The organism is Bacillus sp. ISL-46 (genome assembly GCF_018613205.1).
The window spans coordinates 13,558-30,688 of sequence record NZ_JAGGQR010000002.1; the positions used below are offsets into that span (position 1 = coordinate 13,558).

15 protein-coding genes are annotated in these 17,131 nt (G+C 38.2%); 12 read left to right on the top strand and 3 right to left on the bottom strand.

Translation table 11 applies throughout. The features are described from left to right. Nucleotides 1–1,515 (top strand): MDR family MFS transporter, encoded by a 1,515-nt coding sequence (locus tag J7E67_RS01070; protein ID WP_214718849.1) that lies wholly within the window; start codon nucleotides 1–3, stop codon nucleotides 1,513–1,515. Between the two features lie 51 nt (nucleotides 1,516–1,566). Here J7E67_RS01070 and J7E67_RS01075 read toward each other — a convergent pair whose 3' ends face one another. Together J7E67_RS01075 and J7E67_RS01080 are read right to left on the bottom strand one after the other, a co-directional pair. Beyond that, on the bottom strand, nucleotides 1,567–1,770 hold the full coding sequence (locus J7E67_RS01075; RefSeq protein WP_098934557.1) for a YdiK family protein: 204 nt from the start codon (nucleotides 1,768–1,770) through the stop codon (nucleotides 1,567–1,569). After that, nucleotides 1,767–2,489: a CPBP family intramembrane glutamic endopeptidase gene (locus tag J7E67_RS01080; RefSeq protein WP_214718847.1), complete on the bottom strand. Its 723-nt coding sequence runs from the start codon at nucleotides 2,487–2,489 to the stop codon at nucleotides 1,767–1,769. Before J7E67_RS01080 ends, J7E67_RS01075 begins: the two co-directional genes overlap by 4 nt. 353 nt (nucleotides 2,490–2,842) lie before the next feature. Here J7E67_RS01080 and groES point away from each other — a divergent pair, with 353 nt between their 5' ends. The 9 genes from groES to J7E67_RS01130 all read left to right on the top strand — a co-directional run bounded on the left by groES (nucleotide 2,843) and on the right by J7E67_RS01130 (nucleotide 13,707). Continuing rightward, nucleotides 2,843–3,130: a co-chaperone GroES gene (gene groES, locus J7E67_RS01085; protein ID WP_026565252.1), complete on the top strand. Its 288-nt coding sequence runs from the start codon at nucleotides 2,843–2,845 to the stop codon at nucleotides 3,128–3,130. 56 nt (nucleotides 3,131–3,186) lie between these two features. Beyond that, a complete protein-coding gene (gene groL, locus J7E67_RS01090) occupies nucleotides 3,187–4,821 on the top strand; it encodes a chaperonin GroEL (protein WP_088085080.1) in 1,635 nt (544 codons plus the stop codon). 478 nt (nucleotides 4,822–5,299) lie between these two features. Beyond that, nucleotides 5,300–6,793 (top strand): aldehyde dehydrogenase family protein, encoded by a 1,494-nt coding sequence (locus J7E67_RS01095; protein ID WP_214715659.1) that lies wholly within the window; start codon nucleotides 5,300–5,302, stop codon nucleotides 6,791–6,793. Nucleotides 6,794–7,148: 355 nt separating this feature from the next. Beyond that, nucleotides 7,149–8,051 (top strand): 4-hydroxy-tetrahydrodipicolinate synthase, encoded by a 903-nt coding sequence (gene dapA, locus J7E67_RS01100; RefSeq protein WP_214715660.1) that lies wholly within the window; start codon nucleotides 7,149–7,151, stop codon nucleotides 8,049–8,051. Between the two features lie 46 nt (nucleotides 8,052–8,097). Further along, on the top strand, nucleotides 8,098–9,489 hold the full coding sequence (locus J7E67_RS01105) for a protoporphyrinogen/coproporphyrinogen oxidase (RefSeq protein ID WP_214715661.1): 1,392 nt from the start codon (nucleotides 8,098–8,100) through the stop codon (nucleotides 9,487–9,489). Nucleotides 9,490–9,722: 233 nt separating this feature from the next. Continuing rightward, nucleotides 9,723–11,099 carry an MFS transporter gene (locus J7E67_RS01110; RefSeq protein WP_214715662.1) on the top strand — a complete coding sequence of 459 codons (1,377 nt, stop codon included), beginning with the start codon at nucleotides 9,723–9,725 and terminating at the stop codon, nucleotides 11,097–11,099. 119 nt (nucleotides 11,100–11,218) lie between these two features. Beyond that, nucleotides 11,219–12,121 carry a DMT family transporter gene (locus tag J7E67_RS01120; protein WP_214715665.1) on the top strand — a complete coding sequence of 301 codons (903 nt, stop codon included), beginning with the start codon at nucleotides 11,219–11,221 and terminating at the stop codon, nucleotides 12,119–12,121. Between the two features lie 45 nt (nucleotides 12,122–12,166). Then, nucleotides 12,167–12,679: a prolyl-tRNA synthetase associated domain-containing protein gene (locus tag J7E67_RS01125; RefSeq protein WP_214715667.1), complete on the top strand. Its 513-nt coding sequence runs from the start codon at nucleotides 12,167–12,169 to the stop codon at nucleotides 12,677–12,679. A gap of 158 nt (nucleotides 12,680–12,837) precedes the next feature. Next, nucleotides 12,838–13,707, top strand: a complete 870-nt coding sequence (locus tag J7E67_RS01130) for a MurR/RpiR family transcriptional regulator (RefSeq protein WP_214715669.1) — start codon at nucleotides 12,838–12,840, stop codon at nucleotides 13,705–13,707. 268 nt (nucleotides 13,708–13,975) lie between these two features. Here J7E67_RS01130 and J7E67_RS01135 read toward each other — a convergent pair whose 3' ends face one another. Then, the gene (locus tag J7E67_RS01135; protein WP_214715672.1) at nucleotides 13,976–15,178 is read right to left on the bottom strand and encodes a macrolide family glycosyltransferase; all 1,203 of its coding nucleotides are present in this window, start codon (nucleotides 15,176–15,178) and stop codon (nucleotides 13,976–13,978) included. A 314-nt stretch (nucleotides 15,179–15,492) separates the two neighbouring features. Here J7E67_RS01135 and J7E67_RS01140 point away from each other — a divergent pair, with 314 nt between their 5' ends. Together J7E67_RS01140 and J7E67_RS01145 are read left to right on the top strand one after the other, a co-directional pair. After that, nucleotides 15,493–15,996 carry a DUF6241 domain-containing protein gene (locus J7E67_RS01140; protein WP_214715674.1) on the top strand — a complete coding sequence of 168 codons (504 nt, stop codon included), beginning with the start codon at nucleotides 15,493–15,495 and terminating at the stop codon, nucleotides 15,994–15,996. A 155-nt stretch (nucleotides 15,997–16,151) separates the two neighbouring features. Next, a complete protein-coding gene (locus tag J7E67_RS01145; RefSeq protein ID WP_214715676.1) occupies nucleotides 16,152–16,859 on the top strand; it encodes an SH3 domain-containing protein in 708 nt (235 codons plus the stop codon). Nucleotides 16,860–17,131: the final 272 nt, after the last annotated feature.

Genomic DNA, 17,131 nt, shown 5'->3' on the forward strand with positions numbered 1-17,131 from the left:
ATGGTGACAAAAGAAAGCAAATTAGGATTGGTTGTTGCGGGGTTATTGCTGGGGATTTTAATGGCCTCGATGGATAATACGATTGTTGTAACCGCAATGGGTACGATTGTCGGTGATCTCGGTGGTCTGGAGAGCTTTGTCTGGGTCGTATCTGCCTACATGGTAGCTGAGATGGCAGGGATGCCGATTTTCGGTAAGTTGTCGGATATGTACGGTCGAAAAAGATTCTTTATTTTCGGATTGATTTTGTTTATGGTGGGTTCCGCTTTGTGCGGTACTGCTGAAACGATCACACAGTTAAGCATTTATCGTGCCATTCAGGGGATTGGCGGTGGGGCGCTTGTCCCAATCGCCTTTACGATAATGTTTGACCTGTTTCCCCCTGAAAAGCGTGGGAAAATGGGGGGCTTGTTCGGAGCCGTTTTTGGATTGTCGAGTATTTTTGGTCCATTGCTTGGTGCGTATATAACGGACTATATCAGCTGGCATTGGATTTTCTACATCAATATGCCACTAGGGATCTTATCACTCGTTTTTATTACTATCGCATATAAGGAATCTCCAATTCACAAAAAGCAGATAATTGATTGGTCGGGGGCCGTGACATTGGTCGGAGCCGTAGTTTTTCTAATGTTTGCGCTTGAACTTGGAGGGCAAAAATATGACTGGAATTCAACCGTGATCATCAGCCTGTTTGCAGGATTTGCGATTCTATTTTTGATCTTTTTATTTGTGGAGACAAAAGCAAAGGATCCGATTATTTCCTTTTCTATGTTTAGAAACCGCTTGTTTGCAGGCAGTACACTCGTTGGCTTATTTTACGGTGCTGCATTTATGGCAGCTACGGTTTACATCCCGATTTTTGTGCAAGGGGTTTATGGCGGGACTGCCACCAATTCAGGGTTAATATTATTGCCAATGATGCTCGGCTCGGTGGTTACCGCACAAGCTGGCGGTTTTTTGACAACGAAGATGAGCTATCGAAATATTATGTTTATCTCCGGAGTTATTTTGATTGGCGGCTTATTGTTATTGAGTACGATTACACCAGAAACAAGCAGAGCGGTGTTGACGCTTTACATGATTATAATTGGTTTAGGTGTCGGCTTCTCTTTTTCTGTGTTAAGTATGGCAGCGATTCATCCGTTTGGAATTGAGCAAAGGGGCTCAGCAACATCCACTAGTAACTTTATTCGTTCCTTAGGAATGACGATCGGGATTACCGTTTTTGGTACGATCCAACGAAGTGATCTCAAAGAAGGATTGGAAAATGCTTTTGCTGGAATGGGGCCGATTCCAAAGGGGCAGAGTTTCGGAGATTCGCGGGCCTTATTATCGGAGGAAGCAAGAAAATTAATTCCACCACAAATTCTCGATAAAATAACTGATGCACTCTCAAGTTCCATCGTCCACACATTTACATGGGCACTCGTACCCGCAGGTCTAGCCTTCCTATTCATTTTTATCCTAGGAAAAGAGCGTATGGTGATTCACAAAAAAGTGGCTTCAAAATGAAAAGGTGTCAGGCACCATGTGAAAAATTCACATGGTGCCTGACACCTTGTTTTATTTCTTTTTCATTTTATCTTTGTATTTAACGTGAAAGATAATCATTTTTACGCCTGAGCCAAAGTCAAAGGTTGCTAATAGGACGAGGAGGTAACTGAAAAACCCCCAGCCATTTTTTTGAACATTATCAATGGCAAAGTAAGTAAACAACCCGCCAAGTAAAAAGTAAATTAATCCGGAAAACAAAGGTGAACGTCTCATAGAAATCCTCCGATAAAGTTTTGAACCGCCTCGGCTTCTCGCTGGAGCCTCTCAATGTCGTCTTTGTACACCGACTGAACCAAGACCACCAAGGTGTTCATTGTGACATGGGCAAATATTGGGACGAAAATGGATTTTGTTTTTACATAAAGAAAGGCGAACGTAAAGCCCATGGCCGAATATAGCAGAATGTGCTGAAACTCCATATGGGCGGCGGCAAAAATGACTGAACTGATAAGAGCAGAAATAAAAAAGTTAAATCGTTGATGAAGAGCTCCGAAAATAATTTTTCGAAAAACGATTTCTTCTAAGATTGGTCCAATGATGCTCGTGACTATAATCGCTAAGGGAAAAGCTTCAATTATCGTCAGAATATCCTTTGTGTTTTCGGAACCCATATTGATGCCTAATAGGTTCTCGATGATTGCGGCTGCGTACTGGGCAGCTAAAGCAAGGAAGATTCCTGAAATGGCCCATACCACCGAATGACCGAAAGAACCGCCATTTTTGCTGAAGCCTCGGTTGTTCATTTCTTTCCGTAATATAAAAATAATGAGTAATAAGGCAATCGTAAAACTAGCTAGAAGCCAGGAAGGAACAGCAAGACTTTGATTGATCCCAAAGTTTTTAAAGCCAAACAAAAATAGGGGTATCCCGATTAGGCTAGAAAACTGCATCGCGATGTAAACAATAATGATTATCCAATATTCCCGTTTCAAATAATCTAGTCTCCTTTAGATTCCATTTTATATTTTTGACGAATAGTCAATTTATAATCATCCATTTTACAAGGCCCCAAATCGCTTGGCCTTTATATATACTATTCTTCATTCTACTCTTTAAACTGGCTTTGTTTCAATTTAGAAAGACTTTTTAAAAAAATAGGTATAGAAAATGACGTTTTTCACATACTTTATAAGGTTGTCAGCAGGGAGAATTTTTTTAGTAATTTTTTATTCTTCACACTTGCAAAAGATGGGGAGATTCATTATTATAATAATTGTGTTAGCACTCATTCATAGAGAGTGCTAACAAGTCAGAATTACATATATTTTTGAGGAGGTTGTTTGATTTGTTAAGACCATTAGGTGATCGTATTATCATTGAGCTTGTTGAATCAGAAGAAAAAACTGCAAGCGGGATCGTATTACCGGATTCAGCGAAAGAAAAGCCTCAAGAAGGAAAAGTTGTTGCCGTTGGTACTGGCCGCGTACTTGAAAGCGGAGAGCGTGTAGCACTTGAAGTTTCTGTAGGTGATCGTATTATCTTCTCAAAATACGGCGGTACAGAAGTAAAATACCAAGGAACAGAATATTTAATCTTACGCGAATCTGATATTCTTGCTGTCGTTGGCGCTTAAGATTTTTACTTAAAAAAATACAAAGAACTTAAAAGATATGAGGAGGTTTTTAAACAATGGCTAAAGAGATTATGTTTAGTGAAGATGCACGCCGCGCAATGCTTCGTGGTGTTGATGCTCTAGCAAATGCAGTTAAAGTTACTCTTGGACCTAAAGGACGCAACGTGGTTCTTGAGAAAAAATTTGGTTCACCACTTATCACAAATGATGGTGTAACTATCGCAAAAGAAATCGAATTAGAAGATGCATTTGAAAACATGGGTGCAAAACTTGTTGCTGAAGTTGCAAGCAAAACAAACGATGTTGCCGGTGACGGTACAACTACTGCAACAGTTCTAGCTCAAGCGATGATCCGCGAAGGCTTAAAGAACGTAACAGCTGGTGCAAACCCAATGGGTATCCGTAAAGGGATCGAAAAAGCAGTTATTGCAGCTGTTGAAGAATTAAAAGCAATTTCTAAACCAATCGAAAACAAAGCTTCTATCGCACAGGTTGCTTCCATCTCTGCTGCTGACGAAGAAGTTGGCCAATTAATTGCAGAAGCAATGGAACGCGTGGGCAACGACGGCGTAATCACTATTGAAGAATCTAAAGGCTTCACAACTGAATTGGATGTAGTAGAAGGTATGCAATTTGACCGTGGTTATACTTCTGCTTACATGGTAACCAACACAGATAAAATGGAAGCTGTTTTAGAAAATCCATATATCTTAATTACTGACAAGAAGATTGCTAGCATTCAAGAAATCCTTCCTGTTCTTGAGCAAGTAGTTCAACAAGGCAAGCCACTATTATTAGTTGCTGAAGATGTTGAAGGTGAAGCACTTTCTACTCTAGTAGTTAACAAGCTTCGCGGCACATTCAATGCAGTTGCTGTTAAAGCTCCAGGCTTTGGCGATCGTCGTAAAGCAATGCTTGAAGATATCGCTGCTCTAACTGGTGGGGAAGTAATCACTGAAGAGCTTGGCCGTGAACTTAAGACAACTACAATCAGCTCTCTAGGACGTGCTGCTAAAGTTGTTGTGACAAAAGAAAATACAACAATCGTTGAAGGTGCAGGAGATTCTGCTGAAATCGCAGCTCGTGTAAACCAAATCCGTGTTCAATTAGAAGAAACTACTTCTGAATTTGACCGTGAAAAATTACAAGAGCGCTTAGCTAAATTAGCTGGCGGTGTAGCAGTTATCAAAGTTGGTGCTGCGACTGAAACTGAATTAAAAGAGCGTAAGCTTCGAATCGAAGACGCTTTGAACTCAACTCGTGCTGCAGTTGAAGAAGGTATCGTATCCGGTGGTGGTGTAGCCCTTCTTAACGTATACAGCAAAGTTGCTGAAATCCAAGCTGAAGGCGATGTAGCAACTGGTATCAACATCGTATTACGTGCGATGGAAGAGCCTGTACGCACAATTGCTCACAACGCTGGTCTTGAAGGATCTGTTATCGTTGACCGCTTAAAGCGTGAAGAAATCGGTACAGGTTTCAACGCTGCGAATGGCGAATGGGTAAACATGATTCAAGCTGGTATCGTTGACCCAACTAAAGTTACTCGTTCTGCATTACAAAACGCTGCATCTGTAGCGGCTATGTTCTTAACAACTGAAGCAGTTGTTGCTGACAAACCAGAACCAGCTGGCTCAGGCATGGGTATGCCTGACATGGGCGGTATGGGTGGAATGGGCGGCATGATGTAATAAAGGTTTTAAAACCTTGTTATATCAACGTCTAAAATAATAATATGCTTTTCTTGTCCTCGGATTTGTCCTCGTTGTGACAAGCCAGGATAAAAAGGCTACTTAATGGAGAAGGTCTTTCATCAGTTTTCTAAACTGTTGGGAGGCCTTTTTTTCCGTATTGGCGGTCATATGAGCGAGTAATTAATGTCTACAATTTTGGTAAATGAATATTTTTAAAGAACTTTAAGAGGAGATCCTACGGTTTTAAGTAGTATCTCCTTTGTTATTTTTGAGAGAAGAATTAAACGACTTTATTATTTGTACGCAAAATAATTTATAAATATTAAAATATGAACTTAAATATTCCCTTTTTAAAAAAATGATTTACAATTAATCAAATTGTTGGTATATTTAATTTCATAAATAATTAAAATAATTTGATTATTTACACTTTTAAAAAAGAAAATATCAAAGCTAAAAAAGGAGAGGTGTAAAATTGCAAGCAACTGATTACAAATTAAAACCGAAGGTAAAAGAATTCCTGGAAGGATTTATAGGTCTTTATATTAATGGAGAATACGTACCAGCAGTTAATGGCAAAACATTCGATGTCATTAACCCTGCTACTGAAGAAGTAATTGCACAAGTCAGCGAAGGACAAACGGAAGATATTGATATTGCCGTTCGAGCTGCAAGAAAAGCATTCGATGAAGGTGCATGGCCGGAAATGGAAGCGGCTACACGTTCGCATCTTCTTTATAAGTTCGCAGACCTTTTGGAAGAAAACCGTGAAGAGCTTGCGCAACTCGAGGCCCTTGATAACGGTAAGCCATATAAAGTCGCATTAACAGATGATGTTGATGGATCCATCCAACACTTCAGATATTATTCGGGTTTTGCAACGAAAATTCAAGGAAAAACGACACAAGTATCACCAGAATATGTGAATTATACGGTGCATGAACCGGTCGGGGTTGTAGGCCAAATTATTCCATGGAACTTTCCTCTTTTAATGGCCGCTTGGAAGCTGGGATCGGCTCTAGCAGTTGGTTGTACCGTTGTTATTAAACCAGCAAGTGAAACACCGCTTTCTCTACTTTATATAGCAAAACTGTTCAAAGAAGCTGGTTTTCCAGACGGCGTTGTTAATATTACCCCTGGCTCTGGCCGAGTTGCTGGTGAAGCAATTATCACCCATACGGGGGTAGACAAATTGTCGTTCACTGGATCAACAGCTGTCGGAAAAGAAGTGATGAAGAAAGCAGCAGATCAAATCAAAGGAGTCACGCTTGAACTAGGTGGTAAATCACCTGCAATCATCCTAGAGGACGCTAACCTGGACGAAGCAATAGAAGGGGCATTTAATGGTACAATGTACAACCATGGACAAAACTGTAGTGCTTGTACACGAATCTACGTTCATCGTAAAATTTACGATCAGGTAGTGAATGCATTGGCAGAACGTGTGAACACGTTAAAATTGGGCCCAGGAATGGATCCGGAAACAGATATGGGTCCACTCGTCTCAGCAAAACAGCAACAATCTGTACTTGGCTACATCGAGCAAGGAAAAAGAGAAGGTGCACGTCTTGTTGCTGGAGGAGTAAAAACATTTGATAAAGGCTATTTTGTTGAACCAACGATTTTTGCGGATGTAAAAGACGACATGACGATTGCACGTGAAGAAATCTTTGGTCCAGTAATGTCGGTTTTCGTTTTTGATACGGTTGAAGAAGTAATTAAAAGAGCAAATGACAGCGATTATGGTTTAGCAGCTAGTGTTTGGACAGAAAATATTAAAACTGGTCATTATATTGCTCGTAAACTACAAGCAGGGACAGTTTGGATTAATGACGTTGGTCTTGAGTGGGAGACAATGCCATTTGGCGGATACAAACAATCTGGTATTGGACGTGAAATGGGCGGAGAGTATGGCTTAGAGAACTACACGGAAGTGAAAAGTGTATATGTGAACATTAAACAAAAGTAGACTGGAATATCTTAAAATCATACAAATTCGGTAAAGCTACACACCTATTTAGATGGGCGTAGCCTTACCATGTTTTTGATAAAGCATCATGTAAATCCCAAACTACATTTTTTTAATCAGTATTTTGTGTAAATGAAATGCCTAGGATTTACTTTGAGTATCAAATGAAAATAAATATTCCCTTTTTAGAAAAATGATATACAAGAATTCAATTCTCTGATAATATCTACTTAATAGATAATTCAGAATATTATTTAATTAGTTATTTCAGAAAAGAGGAAATTATTATTTATTTAGTTTTTCAAATTTATTTGTAGAAATTCCATTTTAATTAACATTTATGAGGAGGATAAATATGTATAAACCTTTCGGAATGATCCCAGCTTTACCTACACCTATGAAAGAGGATAACAGTATTGACTTTAAGGGGCTTGAACAACTAATAGAACATTTGATAGATGGGGGAATGAACTGTCTTTTAGTGGGAGGAAGTACTGGAGAATACTCTCTGATGAGCATGGAAGAACGAAAGGCAGTAATTAAATTTGTGTGTGAAACAGCAAACGGCAGAATTCCTGTTATGGCGGGGACAGGATGTCACCGAACAGAAGATACAATTGAACTTACTCAATACGCAGCTAAGGTTGGGGCAGATTGTGCCTTGGTCATTAATCCTTATTATATGACAACTAGCAGACAAGGAATTATTGATCATTACAAGGCAGTAGCAGAAAACTCCAGCATTGGAATTGTCATCTATCATTATCCAGATGCTACAGGTGTTGAACTTGATCCAGAATTGATTCATGAATTAAGTCAAATAGATGGAATTGTTGGCATTAAAAATACTGCCGATGGAATTCATACTTCTAAACTGATTGCATTGACAAAAGACAATCCAAACTTCGCGGTACTTACTGGATTTGAACATTTAATCTTACCTACATTAGCATTAGGGGGACATGGTGCTGTTGGATTAGTCCACAACTTGGCTCCGAAAAAAATAGCAAAACTATATGATTTAATCGTAAATGAAAACAACTTAAAAGAAGCGACTAAATTAAATCAGGAACTGCTAGAGTTATATAATGTGATTGAAGAAGAAACGATTCCAGGAACATTAAAGGCAGGCTTGGAAGCACTAGGATTACCAGGAGGTCCAAGCAGACTGCCGCTAGTGTCCGCTTCCGAAAAGTTCAAATCAAAGATTGAAACAGTATTAAATGAACTAGGGGAACTAAGAGTAAAACAACTTTAATTGAATTTGGAAAATGATAAATACACACGGGATAGGAGGAAATCCAATGAAAGATGTAGTTATAATAGGCGGTGGACTTGCTGGTTTGTCTGCTGCCTGGCGCCTTCAACACCATGATATTTTACTTTTAGAATCCGATGATCGTATTGGCGGGCGTGTACGATCTGAACGCCGAGGAGATTATTGGTTAAATTGGGGCGGACATCTATATGCTGGACCTGGTTCGGCTACAGATGAATTATTTACATCTGTAGGAATAACTGCAGCACCTGTACCTGGAATTTTAGCTGCCATGTCTTTGAATGGGAAGTTGCTTAAAGATGGTCCAGTTGAACTGTATCCATTTAGGGCCCCTATGTCATGGAAAGCTAGATTTGCTATGATACGTGCAGGTGCTAAAGTGCGTGCAGCTGTTATCAAGTATGGCAAAGTAGCAAAAAAACGTCCGGGAGAGGACTATAGAGTTCGACAACAACGAATTTTAGAATTTATGGGTGATCGAACTTTTGCCGAATTTACTGGTAAATTACCGCCAGATGCCGATGCGATTTTTAGACCTACTGTTAGCCGTTCGACCGGCAGTCCTGAGACTATGACTGCAGGATCAGGTGTAGGATATTTCCACACTGTATGGAACAAAGATGATGGGTTAGGAAGAAATATTGTTGGGGGACCATCAACGCTTACGAACACGATTGCAACAACATTAGGTGAACGGGTTCAACTAAATGCAAACGTTTCAGAAGTTCTTCAGAAAGAAGACCGTGTTGTCGTACACTATATTCAAAATGGCGTGAAGCATGTGGTGGAGGCACGTTATGCAGTACTCGCGACTCCTGCCACCATTACAAAAAAAATAGCGAGAAACATTGACCCAGAAATCGCAGACGCTCTTGGTAAGGTTAAATATGGTCCACATGTTAGTGCAGCATTTTTAACAAATGAAACAGGACCTCAAGTTTGGGATGATGTGTATTCTTTTGCTACGCCTAAAAGGTCATTTGACATTATTCTTCATCAATCGAATCTAGTCCGTTCAACGGAAACTGAGAGACAGCCAGGCAGTAGTTTTATGACCTTTTCACCGGGGGAAAGCGGGCGTCGTCTAATGGATAAATCTGATGAGGAAATTATTCAATTGAAATTGAAAGATCTAAATGAAATATTTCCTGGTTTTAGTGATCATGTAGTGGAGGCTCACGTAATGAAATTTCCATTCGGATCAGCTTATATTTTCCCAGGTCGTGCAGAACTACAACCAATTTTAACAAAATCTGCGGGTCGATTGTTCCTAGCAGGTGATTATTTAGGCTCCTATTATACTGAAACAGCTATTCAGACAGGATTCACTGCAGCACAAAATATTAATAGTTTACTAGAATTCGGGCTTATTGAATCTCAAAAAGAGAAGAAATTAAGGGCTGTGGTTTTTAATTAATAATAATAATCTTGTTGAGTGAATTAGATAATCTCATATTGAAATTATACTAATTCTCTCAATTGCTACGTAAAATGCAAACGTTTACTTCGGATATCAGTTAGACTTTAGAGATTGAAAAGTTACAATATCTTAAAGACGAGGACCGTGTGATTTGAGAAATCATCTGTGATATTTCACTTGAATGAACTGATCTTAAAATAAAAAATCATTGCCATAACAGGAGGGAATTTATGAATAAAGTCCGCACAATGGAAGAACTGCCGTTAAGTGGATTCCATTATAAAATGTTTGGTTACGCCAGTGGGAGTACATTCATCGATGGGTATATTATCGGAATTATTGCGGTAGCACTTTCTGTCATGCAGTCTTATTTCGATATGTCTTTAACCATGATTGGTCTGCTTGGAATGGCAACTCTTGGGGGTATGTTTGTTGGGGGAATAATTGGAGGCTATCTTACAGACCTTATTGGCCGGAAGACGATGTTTCTCATCGACATGCTTATCATGCTTATTGTGTCAATCCTTCAGTTTTTTATCAATGATCCCATGCAATTGGTTATTTTACGATTTATTTTGGGTATTGCTGTAGGTGCAGATTATCCCATTGCAGGGGCCTTGATGGCGGAATTTTCTCCGAAAAAAAAACGCGGTGCCTTACTTGGAGGGCTTAATGGATTCTGGTATGTCGGTTACGCCATTTCCTATTTGGTCGGTTACTTTTTACTGTCCATAGGTGATACGAGCTGGAGATGGATGCTTGCAAGCACTGCGATCCCAGTACTCCTCATGCTTTTAGCACGTTTAAATATGCCAGAATCCCCTCATTGGCTGGCTAGCAAAGGAAGGGAAAAAGAAGCAAACGCTATTATTCAGAAAATATTCGGGGATCATGTCATCATGTCGAACGAACCAGAGACAAAGGTGAAAACCAGCTTTCTCGATATATTTCGAAATGGTTATGGAAAATGGGTATTTTTCGTGTCTGTTTTCTGGTCGCTTCAAGTTATCCCCACCTTTGGAATAGGAACCTATATCCCTGAGATCCTTAAACAATTTGGTTTTGCTAATGGAACGAGGGAATATCTGGGGGCGGCGGTCATTAATATTGTCTATCTTGCTGGCTTGCTTCCTGCCCTTTATTTAGTTGAAAAATATGGACGGAGACCTACACTTATTTTTCCATTTTTAGTATCTTCCATCGCTTTATTCGTACTGGGAGCAACCTCTGGATTGAATATGTCGTTTATTTTTATCGTAGTTCTCTTTATTATATATGGAACGTTTAATACTGCGATGGGAGCCCATGATTGGATCTATCCGAATGAACTTTTCCCAACCCATATTCGGGGGACGGCAATGGGCTTTATCACAGGGGTAACCAGAATCGCCTCTGCCATTGGTACGTTTTTCTTCCCAGCCATTTTGGCTAATTTTGGTTTGGCAGCTACGTTGTATATTTGTGGGGCATTGTTTTTCATTGGATTTTTAGTCTCGCTTATCATGGCCCCGGAAACAAAGAATATGAGTTTATCGGAATCTAGCTCCATAAACAAAGGCACTACTCGGCGGCCAGAAAGCATCTTAATAGGAAAAGCGGTTAAATAGAAAGAGTGAAAGTTTGTGGAACAGCAGAAACCATTGAGTTTCTGGGGAGGGTTTGACCCGGTTAGTGGCAAAGTGATTAATCGGAGTCATTCCTTCTATGGAAATAAGAGGTGCATAAAATGGAAAAACTGTCGAGTTTAAGAGTTTACATCATTACAATTGCTGGTGCGGTATGTTGGGGACTTATTGGTTTATTTATTGCCCCATTGTATGCTCGCGGCTTCACGGCTTGGGACGTAGTTGCCATTCGGGGTATTCTTACCTTTGTTATCTTAATTCTACTTATGACAGCATTTTATCGTGATCAGTTACGTACCAGATTAAAAGATCATATTTTTTTCGCAAGTGCGGGAATTTTTAGTATCGCCTTATTTAATTTTTTTTATTTTGAAGTTTTTTCTCAATCGAGTTTATCCCTTGCAGTAACACTATTATATACAGGTCCACTGTTTGTAACCATCCTGTCTCGGCTCTTTTTTAAAGAGCCCTTGACCATTCGTAAAGGCTGGTCACTTGCTCTTGCTATTATAGGTTGTGCATTTGTTGTAGGTCTACTGCCACTTGGCCAAGAAGGTATACATATGAAAACCTTGTTAATGGGGATTCTATCTGGATTTTGTTATGCGTTGTACAGTATTTTCAGTAAACCTGTAACCAAACGGTATTCTGCATTGACAATTACAACGTACACATTTCTTTATACGAGTATTTTCATGTTATTGACAAGTGACATAATAAAAAAGATTGATCAATTTCAATATGTAGATGTTTGGATGTCAGCGGTGTTGTTAGCGTTAGTAGCAACGGTTGCAGCTTTTGTTTTGTACACATCAGGACTTAAACATTTAGAAGCAAGTAAGGCTTCCATTTTAGCAACGATAGAACCCATCATTGCAGTAGTAACTGGAGTACTTTTTCTTGGAGAACATCTACGGGGATGGCAGGTGTTAGGAATCGCTTTGGTTTTGTATTCAGCAATTCTTGTCGCAGGTGGAAGGTCTAAGGCTAAGAAAAGCTGTTGATATACAATTTTTAAAATGTGTCACTTGAGAGGAGGAAAGCACAACATGATACTACTAGAGCAGGAAAAAAGTGTATATGATGTTTTAGAACAACTAAAAATTTCCTTTAAAAGGTATGAGCATGTTCCTGTTTTTACAGTTGAAGAAATACGTAATTTGGATATCACTATTCCCGGAGGACATACTAAAAATTTATTTTTAAGAAATCGAAAAGGGGATAAACATTTTTTAATGATTGTATCAGAAGATAAGGATGTAGATTTAAAAAGTTTATCTAAGCTTATTAATAGCACTCCGTTAAGTTTTGGTTCTCCGGAAAGACTGAATAAATATTTAAAAGTTTATCCTGGAGCAGTCGGCGCTTTCGGATTGTTAAATGATACGACTAACCATGTACAGGTTGTATTAGACAGTGATTTACTTGATAAAGACACAATTAACTTTCATCCTAATGTAAACACAGCAACAGTCAACCTTTCAGTCCAGGAGTTTAGAAGATACCTTAATTCGATCAATAATCCTGTTTCAATTCTAAAATTTTCGTCGTCACAATTTTGAACATGGTGATATAACAAAACCTTATAATACGAACGGGCGCCATTCAGTAGGCGTCCTTTTTGAATTGGGCCATTTTCTCGAATATGAGATATAATGGACTCAAGGTGGATCAATGTTGACGGATAATTTATAAATTGAAGGTAAAAAGAGGGATATAAATGAGTTTAGATAATCCAAGAACGACAATTAATAAAATAGTTGATATTAAAGATTCTTTACCAAAAAAACAAAGACAGTTATGCGATTATATTCTAAAAAATCATCAGTCAATAGGTTTGATAACAATTAAAGAGCTTGCTAGTAATGCCAAAGTTGGAATTTCAACTGTTATGCGTACAGTAAATACCTTAGGGTATGAAAATTTTAATGACTTACGAAAAGATATCTACGATGAATCGTTTCCTTCCGAATCAAGATGGACATTAAAGAATTCTATTACAGATATTCAAAAAGAAGGAGGGAGCGTTTCAACTTTAGTACAAGTTTGGAAAGAATCAGTTAATTTATTAAACAAATCCTTAGACTCTAATTTAATGGAAAATTTTGAAAATGCAATTGATTTCATTGTAAAATCAAGTTATATTAATGTTTTGGGTACTCGACCGTACAAAGCAACTGCATTATATTTTGAACTATTGCTTGGAGAATTCTATCCTAGGATAAGGCAACTAGGCCATGATACGGAAGTGATTTATGATAGGATTTTGCAATTTGAAAAGGATGAAATTTTAGTGGTTTTTGCATTTGAACCATACACTAATCGAATTATCGAAGCCGTTAAGCTGGCTTATGAACTAGGCCATAGCATTATATTGATAACAGACCATATCTCATGCCCAATTATTTCATATGCGTCTGTAACGTTGAAAGTAGAAGTTAGTGAAGAACAATTTTCAGTAATACCTATTATTGCATTGTTAGATGCATTGGTAATTGAAATTGGTAAACGGACATCAGAAGAATCGATTAAAAAGCTGAAAAGACTTGAAAAAACACTTATAGAAAAGAATGTATTGTTTTCTTATTAAAACTTAAGTCCATATCATCATTTTCTAAAGTTAAGACTACTTCCTAAAAACTAGGAGGTAGTCTTTTTATTAGTAAGCTCTGGATATGTCTATAATTATCGTTTCTAGTACGTTCCAGTTGCTTGAAACCTACCTTCACCCTTCACGTAACTATTAAAGAATTCCAATTCATCTTCCACATCTTGTGAAATATCCGGATGATTAAAAAAGGAATTGCTGTAACCACTAAAAAAAGCCACCAATAATGGCAGCAGAGAAATTCATATATTTAGATATCATATTGACTTTTAAATTCGATTATCTCATCAACAGCTTGGTGATATCCACCCGATTTTTGAAAGGATTCCCTTATATTTGAAACAGCTTTATGGATAGATGGGCTTTTTAACACATGTTCTGCGGCTTCACGTAGTTGATTTGCAGTCAATCCTTCCATTTGTAATTTAATACCGGCTCCGATATTGGCAACTTGCCCGGCAATGATCGGTTGATCCGCGCTTTGTGGGATTACAATGAGCGGAACCCCGTAATAGAGACCTTCATGGGTACTATTCATTCCACCATGTGTAATAAATAATTTAGTGTATTTTAACACTTCTGTTTGTGGAACATATTTTTTTACAATGAAGTTTTGGGGAATCTCTCCTAAATCGATTAGTGGGGTTTGTTTCCCGATCGACATGACAACCGTGTGATTGCTATTTCCAAATGCTTCGAAACAAAGCTTATAAAAATCAATGGCTTGGTTAAAGACAGTACCTAGTGAAATATAAATTGGTCTTTTTTCCTTGATTGCTGTAAGGTCAAAGTTTTCTTGAATTAATCGTGATGAGATGGATGGACCTATAAATTTGTAAGTTTGGTCAAATGCTTCACCAAAAGGTTGAAACTCCCTTGTAGTGTAAACGATTGTAAGTGGGGCAGGATTACAAAAAACCTCGTAAGGAGAATGGATCTCGACATCATATTTTTCCTTCACCTTTGCCGTCAGGATTTGATATTCATCGTTTATTTCTTTACCCACTTCTGTAGGAATGTTTTTAGAAAGCTGTTCCAACATTTGATCGAATGATTCCTTTGTCTGCGCAAAGGAAGTACAAGAATTGATTGCCGGAAGTTTAAGAATTTGGGCAAGTATACGTCCACAACCAAACATGGAATCATGGATGATGTAATCAAAATGTTCTCCTTCAATCTGTTCAAGCACGCTAGGTATGACAATATCTGCCGTAAGTAAAAGACCGTTAATTCTTTCAAGTAAATAATTTCTTCCACCCGAGATAAAGGCTGTTATAAATTTTTGACCGTCCAATGTTCGTACAATTGCTCCCGTCTTCTCAATTCGCTCTCGAAAAGCTTCTATCGTAAAGTACACTACCCCTTCGCCGCGCGAAATAAGCTCTTGTACAACTCCAATAGTTGGATTGATATGTCCTTCTGATCCGGCATTAATAAATAAAACACGTGCCATTTCTACCACTCCTTAGGTAATTCTTAATTGTGTAAGAGTAAGGGTCACTGTCCCATACTCTTGCCTACTCAAATAATGGAATTAATTTTATCATAGTACAATTCTTAAAAATCTCAAATTTCTAATCACTTGCAAAACCATTCCCTAAATAAATTTAGGGAATGGTTTTTTGTTGTTAAAAATTCGGTAATTGAGACTTTTTAAAAGGTATTAAAGGAAAGTAAAGGGAAAATGTTGAATTATTATAGTTAAAGCCTATCTTGGAGGGACGGAGCGGTGTTCCAGACCTTCACATTAGAGGAGCAGGAGAAACTATGAAAAAAATACATAAAAAAATATGGATCCCAGTAGTACTCGTGGTTGTATTAATTGGGGGTTATTTATATCTTGATAAGGAAAATGTCACTGTTAGGGTAGGAACTGCACCTAGTGGCGAAAAAGTGGTCCAAGTAAATGAACAAAATAATAAGGTTGATCGTGAATTTCCGTTTAGCATGAGTGAAAACTCTGTTCAGCAAGCCATACATAATATGTCACATCAAAAGGTATTAGCGAACAAAAAATGGGGTGCGTTGCCATTAACGCCTGAACGGGTTAAAAGATTACTACAAGTGGTGGAAGCAAATAAGAAAAAGTATGGAAATGCTGATTTATATTTAAATATATTAAGATCTTGGGATAAAGGCAATTTTGATAATGTGGTTATTAACCACAATGCCATTTGGTCGCTGCAGGGTGGCACGGTTGGAAAGGCTAATGGCATAGCCTCACCTGAAGAGGAAATGGAATTTATACAGGAGAATTTCGATGTTGAGTAGAAAGAAGCGTTCATTTGGAGCGCTTTTAATTTGATGTTTTCGAGATAGCATCAAAAAAGGGCTGATCTGTTCTTATTTTTGTTTCGTATCGCTGGGCGATATATCTTGCAAATGAACCAATAAACCTTCATATTTAATAGAAAAGGAGGTCCGATATGCGACGTGATATACAATCGAATGAACGAGCTTTCTCATCCAAGGAAGTGGCAGAAGAAGTTGGGATTGCAACACCAACTGTTCGAAAGTATGGCCAAATCTTAGAACGGAATGGATATGAGTTTTTAAAAGATGGCGATCGGCGTATCTTTGTTCAATCTGATATCGGAGCGCTTATAGCGCTACGCGATACGGATAAGCCCCTAGACGATACAGCTAAAGACCTTGCGTATCAACAAAAGGAAAGATTAGTAGATTTCAATGAAACGGAAATTGCGGTACCCGATACATATGAAAATTTACCCCAAGACCCTAATCAATTAAAAGAGATTTTAAAGGTTTTGGTCAATGAACTTGCCGCCACGCGTGAAATGAATGTCCAACTGACAAACGATATGTCTCAGCTTAAACTAACGGTTTCCCGACTCCAGCAAGATCACCATGTTATAAGTTCCGGTATTGCTAATTCAGCGCAAAAAACTCATGCGAAAATTGAAAAATTAACGGAACAACAAAATAACCATTACGAAACTTTGCTGCAGCAAGAAATACAAAAAAGTGAATTTTTACAAAAAGAAATACAAAATATGCGGGACGAACTGGAAAAAGAATGGCGTTCACAAAATGATTTTAATAAACGTTTAGAAGAAGCGATACAAAAACCTAAAGAAAAATGGGAGAGGCTTTTCTCCATATTCCGAAAATAAGGTGCCTGTTTTAGGCTTTTTTTTGCTTACCTGTATCGTATCGCCCGGCGATATAACGAATTAAATATGAGTTTTTAATAGGGTTGTTGGTGTATCGTTCTTCAATCCGACATTAATGCGCTTATATCGGTACGCGATACGGACATTCCTCCAAATTTCAACAAATTCCCGGGAAATATCTACAAATTCTGAGTATAAAGCGACAAAATGCCACTATTTTCTTCTATAAAAAACCACTTCCTAATAAAATTTAGGAGTGGTTTTTATTGTTG